Source organism: Knoellia locipacati, assembly GCF_007992835.1.
GTDB lineage: Bacteria > Actinomycetota > Actinomycetes > Actinomycetales > Dermatophilaceae > Knoellia > Knoellia locipacati.
Map to the genome: position 1 here is coordinate 744,686 of NZ_BKBA01000003.1, position 25,317 is coordinate 770,002.

General features: G+C 72.2%; 21 protein-coding genes. 11 read left to right on the forward strand and 10 right to left on the reverse strand.

Annotated elements, in window-relative coordinates; genetic code table 11:
* The first annotated feature begins 157 nt into the window (after positions 1–157).
* The 5 genes from KLO01_RS05075 to KLO01_RS05095 are packed head-to-tail and all read left to right on the forward strand — an operon-like array spanning position 158 to position 6,053.
* Positions 158–1,585: an ABC transporter substrate-binding protein gene (locus KLO01_RS05075; protein WP_246136054.1), complete on the forward strand. Its 1,428-nt coding sequence runs from the start codon at positions 158–160 to the stop codon at positions 1,583–1,585.
* Positions 1,582–2,580, forward strand: a complete 999-nt coding sequence (locus KLO01_RS05080) for a carbohydrate ABC transporter permease (protein ID WP_246136055.1) — start codon at positions 1,582–1,584, stop codon at positions 2,578–2,580. The genes KLO01_RS05075 and KLO01_RS05080 overlap by 4 nt, the downstream gene beginning before the upstream one ends.
* On the forward strand, positions 2,577–3,473 hold the full coding sequence (locus KLO01_RS05085) for a carbohydrate ABC transporter permease (protein ID WP_246136056.1): 897 nt from the start codon (positions 2,577–2,579) through the stop codon (positions 3,471–3,473). Before KLO01_RS05080 ends, KLO01_RS05085 begins: the two co-directional genes overlap by 4 nt.
* Positions 3,474–3,489: 16 nt before the next feature.
* Positions 3,490–4,980, forward strand: a complete 1,491-nt coding sequence (locus tag KLO01_RS05090) for a mannitol dehydrogenase family protein (RefSeq protein ID WP_147062707.1) — start codon at positions 3,490–3,492, stop codon at positions 4,978–4,980.
* Positions 4,977–6,053: an NAD(P)-dependent alcohol dehydrogenase gene (locus KLO01_RS05095; protein WP_147062709.1), complete on the forward strand. Its 1,077-nt coding sequence runs from the start codon at positions 4,977–4,979 to the stop codon at positions 6,051–6,053. The genes KLO01_RS05090 and KLO01_RS05095 overlap by 4 nt, the downstream gene beginning before the upstream one ends.
* Here the strand turns inward: KLO01_RS05095 and KLO01_RS05100 are convergent.
* From KLO01_RS05100 to KLO01_RS17055, 6 genes are read right to left on the reverse strand one after another with little or no spacing between them, the layout of a single operon-like run.
* Entirely contained in the window at positions 6,019–6,705 is a 687-nt protein-coding gene (locus KLO01_RS05100) for a response regulator transcription factor (RefSeq protein WP_147062711.1), read from the reverse strand. The genes KLO01_RS05095 and KLO01_RS05100 overlap by 35 nt on opposite strands.
* Before the next feature lies 1 nt (position 6,706).
* Positions 6,707–9,217, reverse strand: a complete 2,511-nt coding sequence (locus KLO01_RS05105; RefSeq protein WP_147062714.1) for a sensor histidine kinase — start codon at positions 9,215–9,217, stop codon at positions 6,707–6,709.
* 4 nt (positions 9,218–9,221) lie between these two features.
* Positions 9,222–9,794 carry a potassium-transporting ATPase subunit KdpC gene (kdpC, locus tag KLO01_RS05110; RefSeq protein WP_147062716.1) on the reverse strand — a complete coding sequence of 191 codons (573 nt, stop codon included), beginning with the start codon at positions 9,792–9,794 and terminating at the stop codon, positions 9,222–9,224.
* Between the two features lie 10 nt (positions 9,795–9,804).
* Positions 9,805–11,838 carry a potassium-transporting ATPase subunit KdpB gene (kdpB, locus tag KLO01_RS05115; protein ID WP_147062718.1) on the reverse strand — a complete coding sequence of 678 codons (2,034 nt, stop codon included), beginning with the start codon at positions 11,836–11,838 and terminating at the stop codon, positions 9,805–9,807.
* A complete protein-coding gene (gene kdpA, locus KLO01_RS05120) occupies positions 11,835–13,481 on the reverse strand; it encodes a potassium-transporting ATPase subunit KdpA (protein WP_147062721.1) in 1,647 nt (548 codons plus the stop codon). The genes kdpB and kdpA overlap by 4 nt, the downstream gene beginning before the upstream one ends.
* 7 nt (positions 13,482–13,488) lie before the next feature.
* Positions 13,489–13,575: a potassium-transporting ATPase subunit F gene (locus KLO01_RS17055; protein WP_371860252.1), complete on the reverse strand. Its 87-nt coding sequence runs from the start codon at positions 13,573–13,575 to the stop codon at positions 13,489–13,491.
* A 103-nt stretch (positions 13,576–13,678) separates the two neighbouring features.
* On the opposite strand from KLO01_RS17055, the gene KLO01_RS05130 reads away from it, so the two are divergent.
* Entirely contained in the window at positions 13,679–14,725 is a 1,047-nt protein-coding gene (locus KLO01_RS05130) for a zinc-dependent alcohol dehydrogenase family protein (RefSeq protein WP_147062725.1), read from the forward strand.
* A gap of 7 nt (positions 14,726–14,732) precedes the next feature.
* On the opposite strand, the gene KLO01_RS17060 is transcribed toward KLO01_RS05130, so the two are convergent.
* Positions 14,733–16,442, reverse strand: coding sequence for a hypothetical protein (locus KLO01_RS17060; protein WP_186827911.1), 1,710 nt, complete (start codon positions 16,440–16,442; stop codon positions 14,733–14,735).
* Between the two features lie 147 nt (positions 16,443–16,589).
* On the opposite strand from KLO01_RS17060, the gene xylB reads away from it, so the two are divergent.
* Entirely contained in the window at positions 16,590–18,008 is a 1,419-nt protein-coding gene (gene xylB / locus KLO01_RS05140) for a xylulokinase (protein ID WP_147062727.1), read from the forward strand.
* 89 nt (positions 18,009–18,097) lie between these two features.
* Positions 18,098–19,735: an ABC-F family ATP-binding cassette domain-containing protein gene (locus KLO01_RS05145; protein ID WP_147062729.1), complete on the forward strand. Its 1,638-nt coding sequence runs from the start codon at positions 18,098–18,100 to the stop codon at positions 19,733–19,735.
* Here the strand turns inward: KLO01_RS05145 and KLO01_RS05150 are convergent.
* The 3 genes from KLO01_RS05150 to KLO01_RS05160 all read right to left on the reverse strand — a co-directional run bounded on the left by KLO01_RS05150 (position 19,722) and on the right by KLO01_RS05160 (position 22,682).
* Positions 19,722–21,002, reverse strand: a complete 1,281-nt coding sequence (locus tag KLO01_RS05150; protein WP_246136057.1) for a cupin domain-containing protein — start codon at positions 21,000–21,002, stop codon at positions 19,722–19,724. The genes KLO01_RS05145 and KLO01_RS05150 overlap by 14 nt on opposite strands.
* Positions 20,999–21,346, reverse strand: coding sequence for a BatC protein (locus tag KLO01_RS05155; RefSeq protein ID WP_246136058.1), 348 nt, complete (start codon positions 21,344–21,346; stop codon positions 20,999–21,001). Before KLO01_RS05155 ends, KLO01_RS05150 begins: the two co-directional genes overlap by 4 nt.
* Before the next feature lie 103 nt (positions 21,347–21,449).
* Positions 21,450–22,682, reverse strand: coding sequence for a glucose-1-phosphate adenylyltransferase family protein (locus KLO01_RS05160; RefSeq protein ID WP_147062731.1), 1,233 nt, complete (start codon positions 22,680–22,682; stop codon positions 21,450–21,452).
* Positions 22,683–22,752: 70 nt separating this feature from the next.
* Here KLO01_RS05160 and KLO01_RS05165 point away from each other — a divergent pair, with 70 nt between their 5' ends.
* Genes KLO01_RS05165 through KLO01_RS05175 form a run of 3 tightly spaced genes read left to right on the forward strand, consistent with a single transcriptional unit; the run spans position 22,753 to position 25,210 of the window.
* Positions 22,753–24,015 carry a saccharopine dehydrogenase family protein gene (locus tag KLO01_RS05165; protein WP_147062733.1) on the forward strand — a complete coding sequence of 421 codons (1,263 nt, stop codon included), beginning with the start codon at positions 22,753–22,755 and terminating at the stop codon, positions 24,013–24,015.
* Positions 24,012–24,725 (forward strand): lysoplasmalogenase family protein, encoded by a 714-nt coding sequence (locus tag KLO01_RS05170; RefSeq protein ID WP_147062735.1) that lies wholly within the window; start codon positions 24,012–24,014, stop codon positions 24,723–24,725. The genes KLO01_RS05165 and KLO01_RS05170 overlap by 4 nt, the downstream gene beginning before the upstream one ends.
* On the forward strand, positions 24,722–25,210 hold the full coding sequence (locus tag KLO01_RS05175) for a GNAT family N-acetyltransferase (RefSeq protein ID WP_147062737.1): 489 nt from the start codon (positions 24,722–24,724) through the stop codon (positions 25,208–25,210). The genes KLO01_RS05170 and KLO01_RS05175 overlap by 4 nt, the downstream gene beginning before the upstream one ends.
* The last annotated feature ends 107 nt before the right edge of the window (positions 25,211–25,317 follow it).

Here is a 25,317-nt window from a genome sequence, read left to right on the forward strand (position 1 = left end):
CCTCCTTCACGGCGTCGCCGTCTCGGGCACGACGTGACCTGTTGACAGGGCGCCACGGTTCGGACAGGCTCATGTGTGCAGCATACGCGCTCATATGAGCGGCACGAGCGGAACCGCAGATCCGACGCCGAAGCAGACGAACGAGAACGAGGCAACGATGCCCCCCACCGAATCGCCACTGGAGCCGAACGACCCGGTCGCACCACGGCATACGCGACATCACCGCCGGAGGGGACGCGTCCTCGCCGCCGCCACCGCCACGGCCGTCTCCATCGGACTCACCGGGTGCGCCGGCTGGGGCGGAGGCAGCGTCGGGGGCGGGGGCGCCGACTCGATCGACGTCCTCATGGTCAACAACCCGCAGATGGTGGACCTGCAGCAGCTCACCGCCAAGCACTTCACCGCCGAGACGGGCATCCGGGTCAACTTCACCGTCCTGCCCGAGAACGACGTGCGCGACAAGATCAGCCAGGAGTTCTCGAGCCAGGCCGGGCAGTACGACGTCGCGACCCTGTCGAACTTCGAGATCCCGATCTACGCCAAGGCCAAGTGGATCGCGCCGATGGACGACTTCATCGCCAAGGACACCGCGTTCGACCAGGGCGACATCCTCAAGCCGATGACGACCTCGCTGTCGAGCGAGGGCAAGGTCTACGGCCAGCCGTTCTACGGCGAGAGCTCGTTCCTCATGTACCGCAAGGACGTCCTCGACGCCAAGGGCATCACGATGCCGGCCAAGCCCACGTGGCAGGAGGTCGCGGACATCGCGGCCAAGGTCGACGGCGCGCAGCCCGGCATGAAGGGCATCTGCCTGCGCGGGCAGCCGGGCTGGGGGCAGCTGTTCGCACCGCTCACCACCGTCGTCAACACCTTCGGCGGCACGTGGTTCGAGGAGGACTGGACGCCGAAGGTCAACGCGCCCGAGTTCACCGAGGCCGTGCAGTTCTACGTCGACCTCGTCCGCAAGCACGGCGAGAACGGTGCACCGCAGGCCGGCTTCACCGAGTGCCTCAACAACCTCGTCCAGGGCAACGTCGCCATGTGGTACGACGCGACGTCGGCCGCGGGCACCCTCGAGGCCGACGACTCACCCACCAAGGGCAAGTTCGGCTACGCCCCCGCCCCGGTCGTCAAGACCGACTCCGCCGGCTGGCTCTACGCGTGGTCGTGGAGCATCCAGCAGGCGAGCGCGAAGAAGGACAACGCGTGGAAGTTCATCTCGTGGGCGTCGAGCAAGGAGTACGAGCAGCTCGTCGGTGAGGAGCTCGGCTGGACCCGCGTCCCCGCCGGCAAGCGCGCCTCGACCTACGAGAACCCGAAGTACCTCGAGGTCGCCAAGGCGTTCGCCGAGCCGACGAGGTCCGCGATCGAGAACGCCGACCCGACCAACCCCGGCGCCCAGCCGCGACCGGCCATCGGCATCCAGTTCGTCGACATCCCCGAGTTCCCCGACCTCGGCACGCAGGTGAGCCAGGACGTCAGCTCGGCCATCGCCGGCAAGACGACCGTCAAGGAGGCGCTCGACAAGGGGCAGGACCTCGCCGAGGACGTCGCCGAGCGCTACCAGAAGAGGAGCGGGTCATGAGTTCCGACGTCTCCCAGGCTGAAGCCGGTATGCCGGACGGTCCCGCCGAGGAGTCCGGCGCACCTCGCGGACGCACGCCGGGCGAGAACACCGAGCGCGCCACCCGGCTGGCGAAGGCCGGTGACTGGTCGCGCCGGGCGCCGCTGCTGCCCGCGCTGATCTTCGTCATCGTGCTCACCCAGCTCCCGTTCGTCGCCACGCTCGTCGTGTCGTTCATGAACTGGAACGCGTACTACCCCGACGAGCGCGGCTTCGCCGGCTTCGACAACTTCGCCCGCGTCTTCACCGACAGCAACACGCGCAGCGCGGTCTTCGTGACGATCCTGCTCACGGTGCTCGTCGTCGGCATCAGCCTCGTGCTGGGCATGGCCATTGCCCTCCTGCTCGACCGCAAGTTCATGGGCCGGGGCATCGTTCGCACGCTCATGATCACGCCGTTCCTCGTCGTGCCGGTCGCGGCGGCACTGCTGTGGAAGCACGCGCTCTACAACCCCGAGTACGGCCTGCTCAACGGCACCCTCAAGGCGGTGTTCGGCGACGACGCGCCACAGCCCGACTGGATCAGCAACAACCCGCTCATCTCGATCGTCGCGGCCCTCGTCTGGCAGTGGACGCCGTTCATGATGCTCATCCTGCTGGCGGGCCTGCAGTCCCGGCCGCTCGACGTCGTCGAGGCTGCCCGGATCGACGGGGCCAGCTCGTGGCAGATCTTCAGGAGCATGACGCTCCCGCACATGCGCCAGTACATCGAGCTCAGCGGCCTGCTCGGCGCGATCTACGTCGTGCAGAACTTCGACCACGTCTTCACCATCACGTCCGGTGGCCTCGGCACGGCGAACCTGCCGTACTTCATCTACCAGACCTTCTACACGGCCCAGGACTACGGACGCGCCTCTGCCGCAGGCGTCGTCGTCGTCATCGGGACGATCCTCATCGCGACCGCCGCACTGAGGACAGCGTTCAGCCTGTTCAAGGACGAGGGAGGAGCGAAATGAGCGCCACGACCGACCGGACGTTCGAGGACGGAGCCGAGGTGGCCGACCCGAATCGGGAGCCCCAGGCGATCAACCACCACAAGAGCCCGAAGTCGCACATCCTGCTCACCCTCGCGGCATGGCTGTGCGGGCTGCTCTTCGCCCTGCCCGTCGCGTGGATGATCCTCACGTCGTTCCACAAGGAGGAGGACGCCGCGACGAACCCGCCCAGCCTCTTCGCACCGCTCAGCCTCGACGGCTACCGGTCGTTCTTCGACGCCGGGCCGTGGCCGCCCCTGGCCAACTCGCTCACGGCGAGCGTCGTCTCGACGATCCTCGTGCTGCTGCTGGCCTTCCCTGCGGCCTACGCCCTGTCGATCCGGCCGGTGAAGAAGTGGACCGACGTCCTGTTCTTCTTCCTGTCGACCAAGATGCTCCCGATCGTCGCGGGCATCCTGCCGATCTACCTGTTCGCGCAGAAGGTCAACCTGCTCGACAACATCTGGCTGCTCATCATCCTCTACACGTCGATGAACCTGCCGATCGCCGTGTGGATGCTGCGCTCCTTCCTCGCGGAGGTGCCCGTCGAGATGCTCGAGGCCGCCCAGGTCGACGGCGCCTCGCTCATGACGACGCTGCGCAAGGTCATCGCGCCGGTCGTCATGCCGGGCATCGCCGCTGCCGCGCTCATCTGCTTCATCTTCAGCTGGAACGAGCTGCTCCTCGCGCGCGTCCTCACCGGCACCGTTGCCGGAACGGCGCCGGTGTTCTTGACTGGGTTCGTGACCAGCCAGGGACTCTTCCTCGCCAAGGTCTGCGCGGCGTCGTTCGTCGTCTCGCTGCCGGTGCTCGCGGCCGGGTTCGCGGCCCAGGACAAGCTCGTCCAGGGCCTGTCCATGGGTGCCGTCAAGTGATCGGAGAAGCTCCCCAGTGGTGACGCTCAGCCAGGCAACACTCGGCGACCTGCCCGCGGAGGTGGGGCGGCCGGCATACGACCGCTCCTCGGTGACCCCCGGCATCGTCCACTTCGGGGTCGGTGGCTTCCACCGGGCCCACCAGGCGATGTACCTCGACGCGCTCATGAACGAGGGCGAGGCCCTCGACTGGGGCATCGTCGGCGTGGGCCTCCTGCCCGGTGACTCGCGGATGCGCGACGCGATGGCCGCGCAGGACAACCTGTTCACCCTCGTCGTCAAGCACCCCGACGGGCACCTCGAGCCGCGCGTCATCGGGTCGATGGTCGACTACCTCTTCGCGCCCGACGACCCCGGTGCGGTGCTCGACCGGCTCGTCGACCCGGCGACGCGGATCGTCTCGCTCACCGTCACCGAGGGCGGCTACCACGTCAACCAGGTGACGGGTGAGTTCGACGCGAACGACCCCGTCCTGCAGGCGGACCTCGCGCTTCCCGACAACGGTGAAGGTATGCCGCAGAGCATGTTCGGCTTCGTCGTCGAGGCCGCACGGCGTCGCCGGGAGGCAGGGGTCGAGCCGTTCACGGTGATGTCGTGCGACAACCTGCCCGGCAACGGTGACGTCGCGAAGAAGATGATCGTCGCGTTCGCCCGGCTCCGCGATGCCGAGCTCGGCGACTGGGTCGAGGCCAACGTCGCGTTCCCCAACTGCATGGTCGACCGCATCACTCCGGTCACCTCGCAGGACGACATCACAGCACTGGCCGACACCTTCGGCGTCGAGGACGCGTGGCCGGTCGTGTGCGAGCCCTACACGCAGTGGGTGCTCGAGGACCACTTCCCCACGGGCAGACCGCCGTTCGAGGACGTCGGAGTCCAGATCGTCGACGACGTCGTGCCCTACGAGCTCATGAAGCTGCGGCTGCTCAACGCGAGCCACCAGGCGCTCTGCTACCTCGGGTTCCTCTCCGGCTACCGCTACGCCCACGAGGTCGCGCAGGACCCGCTCTTCGCCGGCTTCCTCCTCGGCTACATGGAGGAGGAGGGGTCACCAACACTGCCCGAGGTGCCCGGCGTGGACCTCAACGTCTACCGCCGCCAGCTGCTCGAGCGCTTCGCCAACCCGGAGGTGCGCGACACCCTCGCCCGCCTGTGCGCCGAGAGCTCGGACCGCATCCCCAAGTGGCTCGTGCCCGTGATCCAGGCCAACCTCGAGGCGGGCGGCCAGTTCGAGCGCTCGGCCCTCGTCGTCGCGTCGTGGGCGCGCTACGCCGAGGGCGTCGACGAGTCCGGCGAGCCGATCGAGGTCGTGGACCGCCACAAGGACCGCGTCATGGCCGCAGCCAGGGCGTGGCCGACCGACGAGCTCGCCTTCCTGCGTGACAGCGACTTCTTCGGAACGCTCATCGACAGCGAGCCGTTCACCACGGCATACGTCGCGTTCCTCAAGTCGTTGCACGACAACGGCGCTCGCGCCACTCTCGAGGACCTGGAGTCCAACCGATGACCACAGCCGCCCCCGCCGCCACCATGCGGACCGCCGTCCTCACCGAGCCGGGGACGGTCGTCGTCGAGTCCCGCCCGGTGCCCGAGCCGCGGCCGGACGAGGTGGTCATCGAGGTGCGCTCCGTCGGGGTCTGCGGCTCGGACACGCACTACTTCGACCACGGGCGGATCGGTGACCACGTCGTCACCGGCCCACTCGTCCTCGGGCACGAGAGCGCCGGAGTCATCGTCGCCGTGGGTGCGGACGTCGACGCGTCGCGGGTCGGCGAGCGCGTGGCGATCGAGCCGGGCGTGCCCTGCCGGTCGTGCGCGCAGTGCCTCTCGGGCCACTACAACCTCTGCCCCGACATGGTCTTCCACGCGACGCCGCCGGTCGACGGGACGCTCGCCGAGTACGTCACCCACCACGAGGCCTTCACGTTCGCGCTGCCCGACTCGGTCTCCCTCGACGAGGGTGCGATGCTCGAGCCGCTCTCGGTCGGGATCTGGGCCTGCCGTCGCGCAGGTGTCGCGCCCGGTGTGAGGGTCCTCGTCACCGGCGCCGGACCCGTGGGGCAGCTCGCCGCACAGGTCGCCACGGCCTTCGGCGCGTCCGAGGTGGTCGTCGCCGACGTCAACGCGCACCGCCTCTCGGTCGCGTCGTCGCTCGGGGCCACCGAGGTCGTCGATGTCTCGTCGACGTCGCTCGCAGACCTGTATGCCGGCCGCCCCGGTCCCGACGTCGTCCTCGAGTGCTCGGGCCACGAGGGCTCGACCCAGGCCGCCATCCGAGTGGCCGCACCTGCGGGCCGGGTGGTGCTCATCGGGATGGGGGGTGACACCCTCGCCCTCCCCCTCGGCGACGTCCAGAACCGCGAGCTGTGGGTGACGGGTGTCTTCCGCTACGCGAACACGTGGCCGACGGCGATCGACCTCGTCGCGTCCGGCCGGGTGACGCTGGGACCGCTGGCCACCGGGCACTTCGAGCTCGAGGACACCGAGGCCGCGCTCACCGCCGCCCGCACCGACCCCGAGGCGATCAAGTCGATCATCCACCCCGTCAGAGAAGGCGGTAGCCGATCCCCGGCTCGGTGACGATGTGCACCGGCCGGGCCGGGTCGGCCTCGAGCTTGCGGCGCAGCTGGTTGCTGTAGACGCGCAGGTAGTTCGACTCCCGCCCGTAGCCCGGCCCCCACACGGCGCGGAGCAGGTCGGCCTGGGTGACGACCGTGCCCCGGTGGCGTGCGAGCTCGGCGAGCAGGCGCCACTCGGTCGGGGTGAGGTGTACCGGCTCGCCGCCACGCGTGGCGTCGAGGGTGGCGAAGTCCACCGTGAAGGCCTCGGTGACGACGGGCGCGACCCCGGCCAGGGTGTCGGCCTCGCCCGTGCCGCGACGCATCGCCGAGCGGATGCGTGCCATGAGCTCGTCCATCCCGAACGGCTTGGTGACGTAGTCGTCGGCGCCCTCGTCGAGCGCCTCGACCTTGTCGTCCGACTGGTGCCGGGCCGAGAGGACGACCACCGGGACCTGCGACCGTGACCGGATCCGCCGCAGCACCTCGACGCCGTCGAGGTCCGGCAGGCCGAGGTCGAGCACGACGAGGTCCGCCGGCGCGTCGGCGTGGGTCGCGAGCGCATCGGCCCCGCTGCCGACCTCCTCGACCTCGTAGCCGCGGGCCCGCAGGTTGATGCGCAGGGTGCGGCGGATCGTGGGGTCGTCGTCGACGACGAGGATGCGCTGGGCCATGTCAGGGGCTCTCCGTCCGGGCGGCGGGCAGGTCGACGACGACGGTGAGGCCACCGCCGGGCGTGTCCTCGGGGACCACGGTGCCACCCATCGACTCGGCGAGACCGCGCGCCACGGCGAGACCGAGGCCGACGCCGTCGCCGCTCGGCGCGTCGCCGTGCCGCTGGAAGGGCAGGAAGATCCGGTCACGGTCGCCCTGGGGGACGCCGGGTCCGGTGTCGACGACGCGGATCTCGACCCGGTCGCCGAGGCCGGACGACGAGACCCGGACCGCTCCGGGTGCCGGCTGGTGGCGCAACGCGTTCTCGACGATGTTGCCGAGGACACGGTCGAGCAGGCCCGGGTCCGCGACGACGACCCGCGCCCGCTCGTCGAGGTGCCACTGCACCCGGTCGGGATCCGCGGTCTCGCGCACGACGCCGGGCACGACCTCGCCGAGGTCGACGGGGCGCGGGTGGGCGACGAGCGCCCCCGCCTGGAGGCGCGACATGTCGAGGAGGTTGCCGATGAGCGCCTCGAGCCGGTCGGCCGAGTCCTCGATGGCCGCCTGGAGCTCGGCCTCGTCCTCGGGGCTGAAGGTGACCTCCGTCGAGCGCAGGCTGCCGATCGCGGCCTTGATGCCGGCGAGCGGGGTCCGCAGGTCGTGCGACACGGCCGACAGCAGGGCGGTCCGGGCGCTGTTGTCCCGGGCGAGGGTGGCCGCCTCGGCCGCCGCAGCCCGCAGCGAACGCCGCTGGAGGATGGCCCCGGCGTGGGCGGCGAACGCCGCGAGCAGTCGCTGCTGCCCGGCCGGCAGGCTCGCACCGACGAGCACGAGGTCGTGGTCGTCGTCGACCTCCTCCCGGGGCAGCCCGGGACCCCGCAGGTCGTCGGGCGCCAGCGCCGGACGGGTCCCGGCCACCACCTCCGCCGGGTGACCGGGCGTGGGCCGGCGCACCACCGCCGCCGCCTCCGCTCCGAACATGTCGAGCGCCTCGCGCAGCAGCAGGCCCATCTGGTCGGTCGAGCCCAGGAGGGTGTGGCTCAGGGCGGCGAGCGAGGACGCCTCGGCCTGTGCCCGCACCGCCCGGTCGGCCCGGCGGGCGCTGCGGTCGACGACGAAGGCGACCGCCGCCGCCACGACGACGAAGACCGCGAGCGCGACGGCGTTCTGGGGCTGCGAGATGGTCAGCCCACCCGTGGGCGGGGTGAAGAACCAGTTGAGGAACAGCGACGACGCGACCGCGCCGAGCAGCGCCGGCCCCATGCCCCCGAGCAGGGCGATGAGCACGCTGAGCAGCAGGAAGAGCGGGACGGTGAGCGGCAGCTCGGGGTCGTCCGGGAGGGCTGCGAGCAGCTCGGTGAGGACGAACGGCCCGGCGAGCGCGACGGCATACCCTGCGCGGACGCGCCTGCGTGGCAGACCACGGCGGGGGGTGCGCCAGCCCCGGCCCGCGGCGAAGCGGTGGGTCACGACGTGGACGTCGATGTCGCCGGAGCCGGCGATGACCTCCTCGGTGGTGCTCGGGGTCACGAGGGTGCGCCACCGCGGCCTGCGCGAGCTGCCGATGATGACCTGGCTCGCGTTGACACCGCGCGCGAAGTCGAGCACCGCCTCGGCGAGGTCGTCGCCGGTCACGGTGTGGAAGGTGCCGCCGAGCTCCTCGGTGAGGCGGCGTTGCGACACGAGGTCGGGCAGCGCGGGGCCCGCGAGCCCGTCGGTCCGCGCGACGTGCACGACGAGCAGCTCGCCACCGGCGCCGCGTGCGGCGATGCGCGCACCCCGGCGCAACAGCGTCTCTCCCTCGGGTCCGCCCGCGACGGCGACGACGACCCGCTCGCGGGTCGGCCAGGTCGTCTCGATGCCGTGCTCGGCGCGGTAGCGGCCCAGGCCCTCGTCGACCCGGTCGGCGAGCCACAGCAGGGCGAGCTCGCGCAGCGCCCCGAGGTTGCCGACGCGGAAGTAGTTCGCGAGGGCGGCGTCCACCCGGTCGGGCGGATAGACGTTGCCGTGCGCCATCCGCCGCCGCAGGGCCTCGGGCGACATGTCGACGAGCTCGATCTGGTCGGCACGGCGGACGACCTCGTCCGGGACGGTCTCGCGCTGGACCACCCCGGTGATCGAGGTGACCGCGTCGTTGAGCGACTCGAGGTGCTGGATGTTGACGGTGCTGATGACGTCGATGCCCGCGTCGAGGACGTCCTCGATGTCCTCCCACCGCTTGCTGTGGCGGCCGCCGGGCGCATTGGTGTGCGCGAGCTCGTCGATGAGCGCCACCTGCGGTCGCCGGGCCAGGAGGGCGTCGAGGTCGAGCTCCTCGAGGGTGGCGCCGCGGTGGGTCACCCGGGCCCGGGGCAGGACTTCGAGCCCGTCGAGCTCGGCCGTCGTGTGGGCGCGGCCGTGGGTCTCGACGAAGCCCACCACGACGTCGGTCCCGCGCTCGAGGCGACGGTGGCCCTCGTCGAGCATCGCGAACGTCTTGCCCACGCCGGGAGCAGCCCCGAGATAGATGCGCAACCGTCCACGTGCCATGGGGTCATTCTTCCCCGGCCGTGCGGGCGTCCAGCGCCACGTTGAGCGCGAGCACGTTGACGCGGGGCTGGCCCAGCATCCCCAGTGGCGCGTCCTCGACGTGGGCGGCGACGATGCGGCGCACGGCCGACTCGTCGAGACCGCGCACCTTGGCGATCCTCGGCACCTGCCAGAGCGCGTATGCCGGTGAGATGTCGGGGTCGAGACCGCTCGCCGAGGCGGTGAGGGCGTCGGGCGGGATCGCCGCGGCTGCGTCCGGGTTGGCCGCCCGCAGGGACGCCGCCCGGTCGGCGACGACCGCGGCGAGGTCGGGGTTGGACGGTCCGAGGTTCGACCCACCGCTGAGCTCCCCCGAGGCGTCGGAGGCCGACGGGCGGCCCTGGAACCACCCCGGCCCGCCGGCCGGCTGGCCGAGGAGGTGCGAGCCGACCTCCCGGCCGTCGACGAGCACCGGCTGCCCCGCGGCGCGGCCGGGGACGAGCTGGGCGACGAGGAGGACGGCGCCGGGGTAGCCCACCCCGCACACGAGGGTGAGGACGAGCAGGGCCTTGGTCGCGGCGACGAGCTGTCGGGTCATGGAGGTCACCTCAGAGGCCTGGGAGGAGTGAGACGAGGAGGTCGATGGCCTTGATGCCGACGAACGGCGCGACGATGCCACCGAGCCCGTAGACGAGCAGGTTGCGGCGGAGCAGCCGGGAGGCCGACAGCGGTCGGTACCTCACCCCCCGCAGGGCGAGCGGGATGAGCGCGACGATGACGAGGGCGTTGAAGATGACGGCCGAGAGCATCGCCGACTCCGGGCTGGACAGCCGCATGACGTCGACCGCTCCGAGACCCGGGAAGATCCCGACGAACATCGCCGGCACGATCGCGAAGTACTTCGCGACGTCGTTGGCGATCGAGAACGTCGTGAGGGCGCCGCGGGTGATGAGGAGCTGCTTGCCGATCGCGACGATGTCGATGAGCTTCGTGGGGTCGGAGTCGAGGTCGACCATGTTGCCCGCCTCCTTGGCCGCGGAGGTGCCGGTGTTCATCGCCACCCCGACGTCCGCCTGGGCGAGCGCGGGGGCGTCGTTGGTGCCGTCACCGGTCATCGCGACGAGCCGCCCGCCCTCCTGCTCCTGCCGGATGAGCGCCATCTTGTCCTCGGGGGTGGCCTCGGCGAGGTAGTCGTCGACACCGGCCTCGTCGGCGATCGCCTTGGCGGTGAGCGGGTTGTCGCCGGTGATCATCACCGTGCGGATGCCCATGGCCCGCAGCTGGTCGAACCGCTCACGCATCCCGGGCTTGACGACGTCCTTGAGGTGGATGACCCCGAGGACCGTCGGCGACGCCCCCGGGTCCGCGGCGGCCACGACGAGCGGGGTGCCACCCGAGGCGCTGATGCCGGCGACGTGCACCTCGAGGTCACCGGGGACCTCGCCGCCCTCCGCCCGGGTCCAGCCGAGCACCGCGTCCGCGGCACCCTTGCGGACCCGCGACCCGTCGGCGAGGTCGACGCCGGACATGCGGGTCGTCGCCGAGAAGGGGACGAACGTCGCTCCGCTGCGCCCGAGGGTGACGACGTCCCCACCGTCGGCAACGCCCTCCTCCTCGCGGGCGAACTCGACCACCGACCGGCCCTCGGGCGTCTCGTCGGCGAGCGAGGAGAGGTGGGCCATGGCGGCCAGCTCCGCCCGATCGGTGCCGCCCACCGCGACGAACGCGCTCGCCCGGCGGTTGCCGAAGGTGATGGTGCCGGTCTTGTCGAGCAGGAGTGTGCTCACGTCGCCGGCGGCCTCGACGGCCCGGCCCGACATCGCGAGGACGTTGCGCTGGACGAGGCGGTCCATGCCGGCGATCCCGATGGCCGACAGCAGGGCGCCGATCGTCGTGGGGATGAGGCAGACGAGCAGGGCGACGAGGACGACGAGGGAGAGGCGCCCGCCCGAGTAGACCGCCATCGGCTGCACCGCCGAGACGGCGAGGACGAAGATGATCGTCAGCGTCGTGAGGAGGATCGACAGCGCGACCTCGTTGGGCGTCTTCTGCCGCGAGGCACCCTCGACCAGCGCGATCATCCGGTCGATGAAGGTCTCGCCCGGCCTGCTCGTGACCCTCACGACGATGCGGTCGGACAGGACGGTCGTGCCGCCGGTGACGGCGCACCGGTCGCCACCGGACTCCCGCACCACGGGAGCGGACTCCCCCGTGATGGCCGACTCGTCCACCGTCGCCACACCCTCGACGACGTCGCCGTCGCCCGGGATAACCTGTCCCGCCTCGACGACGACGAGGTCGCCGAGCAGCAGCTCGGTCCCACGCACGTCCTCCTCGCTGCCGTCGGCGAGGAGACGACGGGCGGTCGTCTCGGTCCGGGTGCGACGCAGCGTCTCCGCCTGGGCCTTGCCACGCCCCTCCGCCACCGCCTCGGCGAGGTTGGCGAACAGGACGGTGGCCCACAGCCAGATCGTCACCGACACGGAGAACACCGTGGGCTCGAGCACCGAGAGGAAGGTCGTGAGGGCCGAGCCCACCCAGACGACGAGGATGACCGGGCTGCGCCAGAGGTGGCGGGGGTCGAGCTTGGCGAACGCCGCGGGCAGGGCCTGCCAGCCGGTGCGCACGAGGGACGAGGTCATGACAGTGCCTCCGCAAGGGGTCCGAGGACCAGGGACGGGAAGAAGGTCAGTCCGGCGACGATGAGGACCGTGCCGAGGACGAGGACCGTGAACAGGGGCGTGGCCGTGGGCATGGTCCCGGCGGTGACCGGGCGGCGTCCCTGTGCGGCGAGCGAGCCCGCCAGCCGGAGCACGAGCACGATCGGGACGAGGCGGCCGAGCAGCATGCAGGCGGCGAGCAGCAGGTTGAGGAAGGGCTGGTCGGCCGAGAGCCCCGCGAAGGCCGAGCCGTTGTTGTTCGCGGCGGAGGTCACGGCATACAGCAGCTCGCTCAGCCCGTGCGGACCGTCGTTGAGGCGCGCACCCACCGACACCGGGACGCTGACCGCGAGGCCGGTCCCGAGCAGGACGAGAGCGGGCATCGTCAGCGTGACGAGCGCCGCGCTCGTCACCTCCGCGCGGCCGATCGTCTTGCCGAGCAGCTCGGGCGTGCGCCCGACCATGAGCCCGGCGAGGAAGACCGCGATGACGACGAGGACGAGGTAGGAGTACAGCCCCGTCCCGACACCACCGGGTGAGACCTCGCCGAGCATCATGTTGAGCAGGACGACGCCGCCACCGAGCGGGCTGAGGCTGTCGTGCATCGCGTTGACCGCACCCGTCGACGTGCCGGTGGTCGCGGCGCCGAAGAGCGAGGACCAGACGATGCCGAAGCGCTGCTCCTTGCCCTCCATCGACCCCAGCGGCGACGAGGCCGCCGCCGTCTCGGCCCAGACGGCGAGGGCCATGCTCGCCGCGAGGAGGGTGCCCATGACATCGACCGCCACGACACCCTGGCGCCGGTCACCGACCATGCGTCCGTAGGCGTGCGGGAGCGAGAACGGGATGGCGAGGACGAGGACGACCTGGAGCAGGTTGGTCCACGGCCCCGGGTTCTCGAACGGGTGGGCCGAGTTGGCGTTGAAGAAGCCACCGCCGTTGGTGCCGAGGAGCTTGACCGCCTCCTGCGACGCGACCGGTCCACCTTGGATCACCTGTCGGGCACCGCCGAGCGTCTCGACGACGTGCGGTCTTGCGAGGTTCTGGATGACCCCACCGAGCAGCAGCAGGATCGCGGCCACGGCCGCGAGCGGCAGGATGACCCGCACCGTCCCCCGCACGAGGTCGACCCAGAAGTTGCCGATCCGCCCCGCACCCTCTCTTGCGAGGCCTCGCACGAGCGCGATGGCGACCGCGAGACCGACGGCGGCGGAGACGACGTTCTGGACGGTCAGGCCGAGCAGCTGGACGGTGTGCCCGGTGCCGGCCTCACCGGCATACGACTGCCAGTTGGTGTTCGTCACGAAGGAGACCGCGGTGTTGAGCACGGTGTGCCAGTCCATCGACCGGCCGAACGACCACGGCAGCAGGCCCTGCACGAGGATGAGCCCGAACAGGCCGAGGATGCCGACGGCCGAGAACGCGAGGACCGAGCCGGCATACCCCGTCCAGCGCTGCTCGGCACGCGGGTCGACGCCGACGACGCGGTAGAGGAGTCGCTCGACGCGCCAGTCGGCCTCGTCGGTGAAGGTGTGCGCGATCCAGGACCCGAGGGGGACGTGCAGGGCGGCGAGGATCGCGGCGACGAGGAGGACGGCGGTGGCCGTCTGGAGTGCGGTGCCCATGACGGCCTCAGAACCTGTCGGGGTGGAGGAGCGCGACGGTGAGGTACGCGAGGAGGAGCAGGGCGATCGTGCCCGCGAGGAGGTCTTGCCACATGCCGTCCACGCAACCACCGGGACGCCTCGGCCGACCCGGTGCTGACGCTCCCCTGACCGGTCTTGACGCGATCCTGACGCGGCCGCGGTGACAGGATCGAGGAATGACGACGATGAGCGCTGTGCGGCTTCCCGGTGACAGCACGGTCGAGCACGTCACGGTCGACGTGCCCTCGCCCGGACCCGGGCAGGTCCTGCTGCGGATGCGCGCCTCCGGCATCTGCGGGAGCGACATCCGAGCGATCTACCGCGAGCACCTCGGCCACGGAGCCGAGGCCTACCAGGGCGTCGTCGCCGGGCACGAGCCCTGTGGCGACGTCGTCGAGCTGGGTCCGGGGGTGCGCACGCTCGAGGTCGGCGACGCGGTCGCGGTCTACCACATCACCGGCTGCGGGTCCTGCGACGAGTGCCGCATCGGCTACCCCATCGGCTGCACCTCACCGACCCGCGCCGCCCACGGCTGGCAGCGCGACGGCGGCCACGCCGAGTTCATGCTCGCCGAGGCGGTGTCGTGCCTGCGCCTGCCCGAGGGCGTGAGCCACGTCGACGGTGCGCTGGTCTCGTGCGGGTTCGGGACGGCATACGAAGGTCTGCTGCGTGCAGGCGTCAGCGGACGCGACCGGCTGCTCGTCACCGGACTCGGGCCGGTCGGTCTCGCCGCCGCGATGCTGGGCAAGCACCTCGGTGCCAGCACGGTCATCGGGCTGGAGCCCAACGCCGAGCGCGCCTCTCTCGCAACCGAGCTGGGCCTCGTCGACGTCGTGATCACCGACCCCGCCGACCTCGCCGACGCCGTGGGTGACGCGACCGGCGGGCGCGGCTGCGAGGTGAGCCTCGACTGCAGCGGCAACGCGCATGCCCGACTCGCCGCGCTGACCCACACGGCCGCGCGCGGACGGTGCGTCATGGTCGGCGAGGGCGGCCGGATCGACTTCCCGGTCTCGGACCTGCTCATCCACAAGCAGGTCGCGCTGCACGGCTCGTGGGTGACCTCGCTCGGTCACATGGCCGAGCTCCTCGACCTGCTCGCGCGGTGGGGCGAGAGCCCCGAACGCGTCGTCTCGCACCGCTTCGCCCTGGCCGACGCGGACGAGGCGTATGCCGTCGCGGCAGCAGGTGCCTCCGGCAAGGTCGTCATCACCTGGGACTGAGGCGGCCTCAGGGCATGCCGGGCCGGCGGATCGTGTCCGCGGCGTAGTCGTCGGTGTCGGTGTAGGTCCGGGCGTTGCCGGTGAGTAGCGCCGAGGTGCGGTGGACGGCCTTGGCTCCGGTGTCGAGGCTCGTCTCGCCCTTGCCCAGCTCGGTGTTGACGGCGGTGGCGAGGGTGCTCGCCGAGGGGACCTTGCCGAAGTCGGCGGCGTTGACGGTGATCCCGCCGACGAGGTTGGCGGCCCGGCTGAGCGGCCCCGCGGCGGTGTCGAAGTCCTTGGCGGCCCCCTTGAGGGACTCGGGGTCGACGTCGATGTCCTCGCTCAGGCCGAGGGCCTCGAGCGACGTGCGTGTCATGTAGGGGTTGGCCCACAGGTCCTCGTCGTCGGAGCCGTCCGGGCCGTAGTGGTCCGAGCCCGACTCGTAGGTCGTGAGGATCTCGCCGTCGAGCTCGATGATGCCCTCGGACATGTAGGGCAGCTCGTAGGCCTCGCCACGGTCGCCGTTGCCGGGCTCGTCGTCCTGGCGCTCCTGGACGATGAGGCGGCCGGCCTTGTCGCGACCGAGCGAGGTGCTGAAGACGTACTCGCCGTCGCGGACGACGACGCCCTGCGCCTGCGGTGGCGTGTGGACGTATCCGGCGCCACCGCCGAAGCTCGTGTCCCGGACCCACCCGCCGTGGCCGTCGGAGACGTAGGCGTAGAGCTTGCCGTCGTCGTCGGCGCCGTCGTACTGGTTGCCCCCGCCGCCGATGTCGCTGACGTGGGTGCCGACGTAGAGGACGCCGTCCTTGACGGTGCCGTAGGCCCCGGCGCCGTCGGGGAGCTCGGTGGGCGGGCCGATCGGGTCGACCGGCGTGCTGCCACCGTTCCTCAGCTCGGACGTGAGGTAGGTGAAGACGTGCGAGGGGTTGCCGCTGGAGGTGACGTAGGTGTACGTGCCGTCGGAGGAGACACCACCGGCGTGGTCGGGCGTCGGGATGTCGCCGTATCCGCCGAGCTCGACGTCGACCATCTCCCGGCCGGTCCGGGGGTCGACCATGGACAGGACCGAGGGCTGGTCGCCGTCCTTGGAGTAGCTCGTCTGGATGATCCAGCCCGTCTCGGGGTCGATCCCCAGGCCCTGCGGGATGAGGCCACGGGTGTCGCCGCCCAGGCCGAGGTTGGGGATGAGCGGCCCCAGCCCACCACCGTTCTCGCGCAGCCAGTCGGCGGTCTTGTCCATGCCGCGCTCGAGCCACTCGCGCGTGTCGGCGTCGAGCTCGTCGGTGTCGATCTTCTCGCCCTTGGCGAACGCGGCGACGGTCGCGAGGTCCGTGTTGTAGTCGGCGGACACCTGGAGCAGCTGCCCGTGGACGACGAGGGCGAGGATCTCCTCGACGAGCGGGTTGAGGCCGGCCGGACGGTTGCGCCAGGTGCCGATGACCTCACGCGCCCTGGTCTCCATCGAGGCGCACCGGCTCGCTCCGGTCGTCAGCGCGGTCCGGATCCGGCCGAGGACGAAGTAGTTGACCTCGATGCCCTGGCTCACCCCGGCGGTGCGGACCTTGTAGCCGGCCGAGGCGGCGCTCATCCACGTCGGTCGGTCGGCGGCCTCCTCGACCCGTGAGGCGGCCTCGGAGACCTTCTTCATCGCGTCGCCGACGGTGTCGGCCTGCCCCCGGACCGTGGCGGGGTTGCCTGAGACGAGCTCGCGGAACAGGTCCTCCGGATCGACCACCAGCGCTCCCTCCCTCATGACGACCGCGAGGCGCGGTCGACCGACGCCTCCCCGAATCCAAGCACGGATCGGCGTCGGGGTCAGTGGGGAGCACTCCCCACCGGACGCGTCCGTGCGCCGACCCCGCCGGTCGGCAAGGATGCTGGCATGGCCACGAAGCAGCAGCAGCTCGTCGCGGGCGTCGACTCGTCCACCCAGTCCTGCAAGGTCGTCGTCTGCGACGCCGAGACCGGCGAGGTGGTCCGCCAGGGGCGTGCGCCGCACCCCGACGGGACCGAGGTCGACCCAGGCGAGTGGTGGACGGCATACGAGGCGGCGACGGCCGGCGGCCTGCTCGACGGCGTCGAGGCGCTCTCTGTCGGTGGCCAGCAGCACGGCATGGTGACGCTCGACGACGCCGACGAGGTCGTGCGGCCGGCGCTGCTGTGGAACGACACCCGCTCGGCGCAGGACGCCACCGACCTCACGGAGGAGTTCGGTGGCGCCCAGCGCTGGGCCGACGAGGTCGGGGTCGTGCCGGTCGCGTCGTTCACCATCACCAAGCTCCGGTGGCTGCGCCGCGCCGAGCCCGAGTCGCTGGACCGCACCCGCGCCTGCGTCCTCCCCCACGACTGGCTCACCGGGCAGATCCTCAAGCAGGGCGACGGGTTCGAGGGCTGGACGACCGACCGCGGCGACGCCTCCGGCACCGGCTACTGGTCGGCCGGCTCCGGCGCCTACCTCCCCGAGCTCCTCGACCTCGCCGTCGGTCGCTCGCTCGAGGTGCCGCGCGTCCTCGCTCCCACCGAGGCGGCCGGGCGCACCGGGTCCGGCATGGTGCTCGGCCCCGGCACGGGCGACAACGCGGGCGCCGCACTGGGCCTCGGGCTGCGGCCCGGTGACGCCGTCATCTCGCTGGGGACGAGCGGCACGGCCTTCGCCCGCCACGGTGCCGCCGTCGCGGACGCCTCGGGCGCGGTGGCCTCCTTCGCCGACGCCACCGGAGACTTCCTCCCCCTGCTCGCGACCCTCAACGCCGCACGCGTCATGACGGCCGGCGCCGCGATGCTCGGCGTCGAGCTCGCCGAGCTCGACCGGCTCGCCGGCACGGCCCCCCGCGGCGCTGACGGGCTCACGCTCCTGCCCTACCTCGACGGTGAGCGCACCCCCAACCTGCCCACCGCCACCGGCACGCTGTCGGGCCTGACCCGCGCCAACGCCACCCCCGAGAACCTCGCCCGCGCCGTCGTCGAGGGCATGGTCACCAACCTCGCCGAGGCGCTCGACGCCCTGCGCGGCCAGGGCGTCGAGGTCGAGCGTGTGCTGCTCATCGGTGGCGCCGCGGCGTCGACGGCGGTGCGCTCGATGGCCGCGGACCTCTTCGGGGTGCCGGTGCACGTGCCCGCGTCCGGTGAGTACGTCGCCCTCGGTGCCGCCCGCCAGGCGGCCGCGACCCTCGCCGGCGCGGACCTGCCCGAGTGGGAGGTGCGCACCGAGACCGTCGTCGAGCCGGACGCCGCCGCGCGCGGGGCGAGCGCCGAGCTGCGCGGGCGCTACGCCGAGCTGCGTGGGCGCCTGCACGGCTGAGCCGAGGCTTCCACGCCCGTCCGGATTGAAGCGTCGGTCGCTCGCAAGCTCGCGAGCGACCCTTCCCCGGCTCCGCCTAGTCTGTCCGGGTGAGTGCCACCCTCGTCGCGAAGGACCTGTCCGGGGGTCACGCCCACCGCACCCTCTTCGAGCACCTCGACCTCACCGTCGCCCCGGGTGACGTCGTCGGCGTCGTGGGCGCCAACGGTGCGGGCAAGACCACCCTGCTGCGCCTGCTCGCGGGCGAGTCCGCACCGCTCGGGGGCAGCATCACGACCGCGCCAGGCGACGCCTTCGTCGGGTGGCTGCCGCAGGAGCACGAGCGCCTGCCCGGCGAGACGGTGAACGACTACATCGCCCGCCGCACCGGAGCCACGGCCGCCACCGAGGCCATGGAGGCCGCGGCCACGGCACTCGGGCAGGACACCCCGGGTGCGGACACGGCATACGGGACCGCCCTCGACCACTGGCTCGCGAGCGGCGCCCCGGATCTCGAGGACCGCATCCCCGCGATGCTCGCCGAGCTGGGGCTCGACGTCGGCGGCGAGGCGCTCATGACCTCGCTCTCCGGAGGGCAGGCGGCGCGCGCGGCCCTGGCCGCCCTGCTGCTCAGCCGCTTCGACATCGTCCTGCTCGACGAGCCCACCAACGACCTCGACCTCGCCGGGCTCGAGCGGCTCGAGGCGTTCGTCACCGGGCTGCGCGGCGGCGTCGTGCTCGTCTCGCACGACCGCGAGTTCCTCTCACGCGTCGTGACCCGGATCGTCGAGCTCGACCTCGCGCAGAACTCCGTGGCCGTGCACGACGGCGGCTACGAGGCCTACCTCGAGGAGCGCGAGATCGCCCGCCGTCACGCGCGCGAGGCCTACGAGGAGTTCGCCGAGACGAAGTCCGACCTCCAGGCGCGCGCCCGCACCCAGCGCAAGTGGAGCAGCAAGGGCGTGCGCAACGCGATGAGGAAGAGCCCGGACAACGACAAGATCCGGCGCGCGGCGAGCATCGACTCCGCCGAGAAGCAGGCCCGCAAGGTCCGTCAGATGGAGTCGCGGATCGCGCGGCTCGAGGAGGTCGAGGAGCCGCGCAAGGAGTGGGTGCTGCAGTTCTCGATCGGGGACGCGCCGCGCTCCAGCTCGGTCGTCGCGACCCTCGACGAGGCGGTCGTGCGGCGCGGCGACTTCACCCTCGGACCCGTCTCGCTCCAGGTCGACGCGCGCGACCGGATCGGCATCACCGGACCCAACGGGGCGGGGAAGACGACGCTTCTGCGCCTCCTGCTGGGCCGGCTCACCCCCGACGTGGGTCGTGCGAGCCTCGGCGCCAGCGTCGCCATCGGCGAGATCGACCAGGCCCGCACGGGGCTGCGTGACGACCTCACCCTCCACGACGCGTTCGGCGAGGCGGTACCCGACCTCACCCCCGCCGACCGCCGCACGCTGCTCGCGAAGTTCGGGCTGCGCGCCGACCAGGTGACGAGCCTCGTGTCACGGCTCTCGCCGGGCGAGCGCACCCGAGCGGCGATGGCGCTGCTCCAGGCCCGCGGCGTCAACGTCCTCGTGCTCGACGAGCCGACCAACCACCTCGACCTGCCGGCCATCGAGCAGCTCGAGGAGGCTCTCGCGTCCTACGACGGCGCGCTGCTGCTCGTCTCGCACGACCGGCGCCTCCTCGAGAACGTCGACCTCGACCAGCGATGGCACGTCGAGGCCGGTCGGGTCACGCGCCGCTGACGTCCTCCGGGACGAGGAGCCCGGCGAGCGCGAGCCGTCGCCTCAGCTCGGGGTCGAGGTCCGCAGTATCCCGTATGCCGTCCAGCACCTCCGCGACCGCGTCGCGTTCGTCGGCCGTGACGCGCAGTCGTCCGACGCGGCTCACGAGGGTGGCCGCGTCGCCGACGGGCTCCCAGTGGGCGGCGAGATGGCGTCGGACCCGCCACGTCGTGCCGTCCGCGTCGTCGTGCCCGTCGATGCGGGAGGCGCGCTCGACGAGGTCGAGGACGCCGAGGGGCTCGGCGCGCTGCGCGCCACGCACGGCCGGACGCAGCGCCTCGACGACCTCGTCGACGGTGACGTCCTGCAGGGCCTTGGCGACGAGGGAGCGCACGACCTCGGCGTCGTCGCCGAACGCCACCTCGGAGGTCGACGACCGACCGGCACCCAGGGGCAGCGACCGGCGCGCCTCGACGTCGTCGGTGAGGCGGTCGCCGATGCGGCGAAGGACGGCGTCGACGAGGTGGCGCCGGGTCCAGGCGTGGACGCCGATGGTGAGGTGGATGCTCGTTCCACCGAGGGCCGTGGCGGAGTGCAGGTAGCCACGGGGAAGGTAGAGGCAGTCGCCCGGGCGCAGGGTCTCCTCGAGGAGGGGGTCGCCGGTCGCGGCCTGCTCGACGGCGGCGCGACGCTGCTCCCACGGCTGCGTGCGCAGGGGCGCGTCGATGACGGGCTCGCGGATCCGCCAGCGCTTCTCGCCGGAGACCTGGAGGACGAAGACGTCGTGGACGTCGTAGTGGTCGAAGAAGCCCTGGTTCTGCGGAGGCGTGACGTAGGCGTTGACCTGCACCGGGTGGCCGAGGTCGTCGGCGAGCACGGCGGCGAACTCACGCACCGGTGACCACGTGCGGTGCAGCCCTTGGAGCACGAGGGTGGCGCCGGAGGCGAACTCGCGCAGGATCCGGTCCTCGCTCAGCTGGTCCCCGATGCCGGCGCCGACCCCGCCGCCGAGCGTGAACTGGCGCTCCGGGAGGGTCGAGCCCTCCTTGGCCATCCGGGCGAACGGGGTGCGCAGGCCACGGCGGGCGACGAGCTCGTCGACGGCGTCGGGCCCGAAGAGGTCGGTGAAGTCCCGGTCGAGCTCGGACCCGCGGGTGAGGTGAGGGGCGTGCGACCAGACCCGGGACGCGAAGTCCGCGGACGGCATACCGACGAGGCGCGTCAGCGCAGGAGAACCCGCGGCCGAGGACGTCGCCTCCGGCCGCGGGCTCTCAGGAGGTGGGGTCACCGGGAGCCGTCGGCCCCGCCGTCCGCGCCACCGTCGTGCTCGCCGGGCGCACCGGGCTCGCCCGCGCCGCTGTCGGCCGGGCCCTCGGTGTCGTCGGAGGCGTCGCCGCCACCGGCACCGCTCAGGCCGTCGCCACCGTCACCGCTGAGGACGCCACCGTCGGCACCGTCGGCGCCGCCGTCGGCACCACCGTCGTGCTCGCCGGGTGCACCCTGCTCACCGGCACCGCTGTCGGCGGGCCCTTCGGCGTCGGTGCCGGACTGGCTGCCAGAGACGTCGTCGGCACCCTGTCCCATGTTGAGCCCGCCCTCGGGATCCGTGCCACTCGTCTGGTCCTGCGTCATCGCGTACCTCCTGTGGTCGTCCGGGGCCGGTCGGCACCGGTCCGTCCTGTCTACCCCTTCGGAGGCCGCGCGACGGCGGGGAGCATCAGGGCAAATTCGCAGGTCAGGCGGTCGAACCGGGCTCGAGCCTGGCTCCCGGCGGGACGACGACACCCCGCCCGACCGTGCTCTCGTGGCCGACGAGGACGATCCGGTCGTCGCCGACCCGGGTGCCAGGAGGTGCCTCGCCGACCCGCGCCCCACGGGCGATCGTGCACTGCGAGTCGACGACCGCGGCGCGCACCTCGGCGCCGCCCTCGATCGTCGTCCGGGCGAAGATGACGGAGTCCTCGACGACCGCGCCCCTGCCGATCCGCACGCCCGGACCGATGACGCTGCGACGGACCGTTCCGGAGACGTCGGCGCCCGCGCTGACGACCGACGCCTCCACCACGGCGCCCTTGCGGATGCGGGCCGACGGGAGCTCGGGCCAGCGGGTGAGGATCGGCCACTCGGGGTCGTCGAGGACGTCGACCCGGCCGGCGAGGAGGTCGCGGTGGGAGGCGACGTACTCGCTGGGCGTCCCGACGTCGCGCCAGTAGCCGCGCAGCGGGAAGGCGTGGACGTCCCCGTCCGACACGAGCCGTGGGAGGAGGTGCTCCCCGAAGTCGCCGAGCCCGGAGTCCTCGCCGTCGGCGTCGTCGACGCGTTCGGCCCGCAGGTCCTCGAGCGCCTGCGTGAGGCGGGCCGGGTCGTAGGCGAAGATCTCGGCCGCGACGGTGGTCGTCGCAGGGTCCTCGGGCTTGTCGTCGAACCCGGTGACCCGGCCACCCCTGCCGAGCCGGACGACGCCCTTTGCGCTCGCCTGCGACCGGGTCACCTCGGCCGTGACGACGGTGCAGGACGAGCCGCGGTCGAGGTGCTGGTCGACGACGTCGCGCAGGTCGACCGAGCAGACCGAGTCGGCGCTGAGCACGAGCAGGACGTCGGCCCCGAAGTCGTTGATGCTCGAGAGGTTGCGATAGAGGTCGTCGGCGTTGCCGGCGCTGAACCCGTCCTGGGACACGGCGCCGCTGCCCTCCTCGGGTGGCAGCCACTGGAGCCCTCCGCGCGTCCGGTCGAGGTCCCACGGGCGGCCGTTGGCGACGTGCTTGTGCAGGCTCGTCGCGAGGTACTGCACCGACAGCCACACGTCGCTGATCCCGCTGTGCGCCAACGACGACAGGGCGAAGTCCACGAGCTGGTACTGACCGGCATACGGCAGCGCCGGCTTGGCGCGCTCGCGCGTGAGGACGTCCATCCGGGAGCCCTTGCCACCCGCCTGGACGATGGCCAGCACCCGGGGTCGTCGCGACATGCGTCTCACTCTGCCCCACCTGCTCGTTCGGCCGTGGTCTGGCCCCAAGGGCATCGCCTAGATTCGGGACATGAGCACCGACCGAGAGTTCGACCTCGTCCTCGTGGGCGCCACCGGCTTCGTCGGGCGCCTCACCGCCGCCCACCTCGCCGAGCACGCGCCGTCCTCCGTCCGGATCGCGCTGGCCGGCCGGTCGCTCGAGCGTCTCACCGAGGTGCGCGCGTCGCTCCTCCCCCACCGGGTGCAGGACTGGCCGCTGCTCGTCGTCGACACGACGGACGCCGAGGCGGTGGCCGACCTCGCGGCGCGCACGCGCGTCGTGGTCACCACGGTGGGTCCCTACGCGAAGCTCGGTATGCCGTTGGCCTCCGCCTGTGCCGCCGCGGGCACGCACTACGCGGACCTCACGGGCGAGGTGCTCTTCGTGCGCGACAGCATCGACGCCAACCACAGCGAGGCCGAGCGGACCGGGGCCCGGATCGTCCACTCGTGCGGCTTCGACTCCATCCCCTCCGACCTCGGCGTGTGGACGCTCGCGCAGCAGGTGGCAGCCGACGGGGAGGGCACCCTCGGCGAGACCGTGCTCCACGTCCGGACCCTGCGTGGTGGCGTGAGCGGCGGGACGATCGACTCCATGCGGCAGCAGGCGATCGAGGTCTCCGACCCGGCCCGGCGCCGCGCGGTGACCGACCCGCACGGGCTGTCCCCGGACCGGTCGGCCGAGCCGCCGTCGCGCAACCGCCCCGCCTCCGACGAGTTCGGGCTGCTCGACAAGGTGCAGGCGGCGACGGGGACGCGCTACGACTCGGTGACCAAGCGGTGGGTCGCGCCGTTCTTCATGGCGTCGTTCAACACGCGGATCGTGCGTCGCAGCAACGCCCTGACGGACTGGTCCTACGGCCGGGAGTTCCGCTACGACGAGGTCATGGACACCGGCAGCGGGCCCGTCGGGGCGGTCAAGGCCGGCCTCACGACCGCCGTCCTGGGCGGGCTGTTCGCGGGGATGTCGACCGCACCGACGCGCCGCCTGCTCGACGTCGTCCTGCCCAAGCCCGGCGAGGGCCCGTCGCAGGAGACGATGGAGCGCGGCCGGTTCGTCATGGACATCGAGACGACCACGACGACCGGTGCCCGCTACCGCACGCGGGTGGCTGCTCCCTACGACCCTGGCTACTCCGGCACCGCGATCATGCTCGGCCAGGCAGGGCTGTCGCTCGTGCTCGACGGTCTCGAGTCCGGCGGTGGGGTGCTCACCCCGTCGGTGGCCTTCGGGGAGGCGCTCGTGTCGCGACTGGAGGGCAACGACTTCGAGTTCACGACGACACGTCGATGAGACTCCACGCCGCCGCGGGGTCCCGGGGCGACCTGCTGGCGTTCGTGCCGGCCGCGATCGTGACGACGGCTGCTGCCATGGCCGGTCGTGAGCGGACGCACCTGGCGAGCAAGATGCTGCTGGCGCCGAGCCTGGCTGCCGGGGTGCTGGCGACCCGGGGCTCACGTCCCCCCGGACGGCACGCCACCCTGGTGGCCGCGCTCGTCGGGTCGACGGTCGGCGACTGGTTCATGAACGCGTCGGGCCGGGCCGACGACTCGACGCGGCGGCGGGTGCTCATGCGACGTGGGGCCGCGGCGTTCGCGGTGCAGCAGACCGGCCTCGTCCGGCTACTCCTCGCCGACGGGGTGCGGCCCCGTCGGGCGCCGGCTGCGGTCGTCGGCGGCACGCTCGCGGGTCTGGCGGTGCTCGACGCGGGGGGTGCCGGGCGCCCGGATCCGGTGCTCACGGCATACGGGCTGCTGCTCGGCTCGATGTCGGCGCTGGCCACGAGCTCGGGGCGACGGGGCCTCGTGTGGGGCGGCGGGCTCTTCCTGCTGTCCGACGCGACGATCATCGTCGGCGAGCACCTCGCGAAAACGCCGCGACAGCGGGCGCTCGTCTCCGGCACCATCATGGCGACGTATGCCGCTGCCCTGGCCCTTCTCGTCCACGGCCTGCGCGACGAGCCCGACCACCTGCCCGACGTCCCGGAGGCCACCCCCGCATGAACATCCGCCCGATGACCGAGGCCGACTGGGTCGCGTTCTTCCCCACGTTCGCCGCGGTCGTCGAGGCCGGTGAGACCTATGCCTTCCCGGTCGGGCTCTCCCTCGACGAGGCCCGTGGCTGGTGGCTCGAGTCGCCGCCGGGCACCACCGTCGTCGCGGTGTCGGACGAGGGCGAGCTGCTGGGATCGGCGAAGACCGGGCCGAACCGGCCGGGTCGCGGTTCGCACGTCGCGACCGCCTCGTTCATGGTGACGCCGGCCGCGCGTGGGCGTGGGGTCGGGCGTGCGCTGGGCGAGTGGGTGCTCGGTTGGGCACGCGAGCAGGGCTATGCCGCAATGCAGTTCAACGCCGTCGTCGAGACGAACACCGTTGCGGTGAAGCTCTGGGAGTCGCTCGGTTTCAGCGTCATCGGGACGGTGCCGGAGGCGTTCGACAGCCGCGAGCACGGCCGGGTCGGGCTGCACGTCATGCACCAGCGCCTCTGACGTTCGCCGTGACGCCCGGCGCGCCCCTCCACGCGCCGGGTGCCTGACGACTCTGGACAGCGCAGGCGCTGCCGTCACCGAGCCTGCCAGCGGTTCGCCCGCCACGC

Excerpts from the sequence above, each read along its gene's own strand:
- KLO01_RS05085 (WP_246136056.1), top strand. The coding sequence starts at position 2,577 with ATGAGCGCCACGACCGACCGGACGTTCGAGGACGGAGCCGAGGTGGCC.
- kdpB (WP_147062718.1), bottom strand. The coding sequence starts at position 11,838 with ATGACCTCGTCCCTCGTGCGCACCGGCTGGCAGGCCCTGCCCGCGGCG.
- KLO01_RS05165 (WP_147062733.1), top strand. The coding sequence starts at position 22,753 with ATGAGCACCGACCGAGAGTTCGACCTCGTCCTCGTGGGCGCCACCGGC.
- kdpA (WP_147062721.1), bottom strand. The coding sequence starts at position 13,481 with ATGGGCACCGCACTCCAGACGGCCACCGCCGTCCTCCTCGTCGCCGCG.
- KLO01_RS05170 (WP_147062735.1), top strand. The coding sequence starts at position 24,012 with ATGAGACTCCACGCCGCCGCGGGGTCCCGGGGCGACCTGCTGGCGTTC.
- KLO01_RS05175 (WP_147062737.1), top strand. The coding sequence starts at position 24,722 with ATGAACATCCGCCCGATGACCGAGGCCGACTGGGTCGCGTTCTTCCCC.
- KLO01_RS05130 (WP_147062725.1), top strand. The coding sequence starts at position 13,679 with ATGACGACGATGAGCGCTGTGCGGCTTCCCGGTGACAGCACGGTCGAG.
- KLO01_RS17055 (WP_371860252.1), bottom strand. The coding sequence starts at position 13,575 with ATGTGGCAAGACCTCCTCGCGGGCACGATCGCCCTGCTCCTCCTCGCG.
- KLO01_RS05075 (WP_246136054.1), top strand. The coding sequence starts at position 158 with ATGCCCCCCACCGAATCGCCACTGGAGCCGAACGACCCGGTCGCACCA.
- KLO01_RS05105 (WP_147062714.1), bottom strand. The coding sequence starts at position 9,217 with ATGGCACGTGGACGGTTGCGCATCTATCTCGGGGCTGCTCCCGGCGTG.
- KLO01_RS05100 (WP_147062711.1), bottom strand. The coding sequence starts at position 6,705 with ATGGCCCAGCGCATCCTCGTCGTCGACGACGACCCCACGATCCGCCGC.
- xylB (WP_147062727.1), top strand. The coding sequence starts at position 16,590 with ATGGCCACGAAGCAGCAGCAGCTCGTCGCGGGCGTCGACTCGTCCACC.
- KLO01_RS05080 (WP_246136055.1), top strand. The coding sequence starts at position 1,582 with ATGAGTTCCGACGTCTCCCAGGCTGAAGCCGGTATGCCGGACGGTCCC.
- KLO01_RS05095 (WP_147062709.1), top strand. The coding sequence starts at position 4,977 with ATGACCACAGCCGCCCCCGCCGCCACCATGCGGACCGCCGTCCTCACC.
- kdpC (WP_147062716.1), bottom strand. The coding sequence starts at position 9,794 with ATGACCCGACAGCTCGTCGCCGCGACCAAGGCCCTGCTCGTCCTCACC.
- KLO01_RS05160 (WP_147062731.1), bottom strand. The coding sequence starts at position 22,682 with ATGTCGCGACGACCCCGGGTGCTGGCCATCGTCCAGGCGGGTGGCAAG.
- KLO01_RS05155 (WP_246136058.1), bottom strand. The coding sequence starts at position 21,346 with ATGACGCAGGACCAGACGAGTGGCACGGATCCCGAGGGCGGGCTCAAC.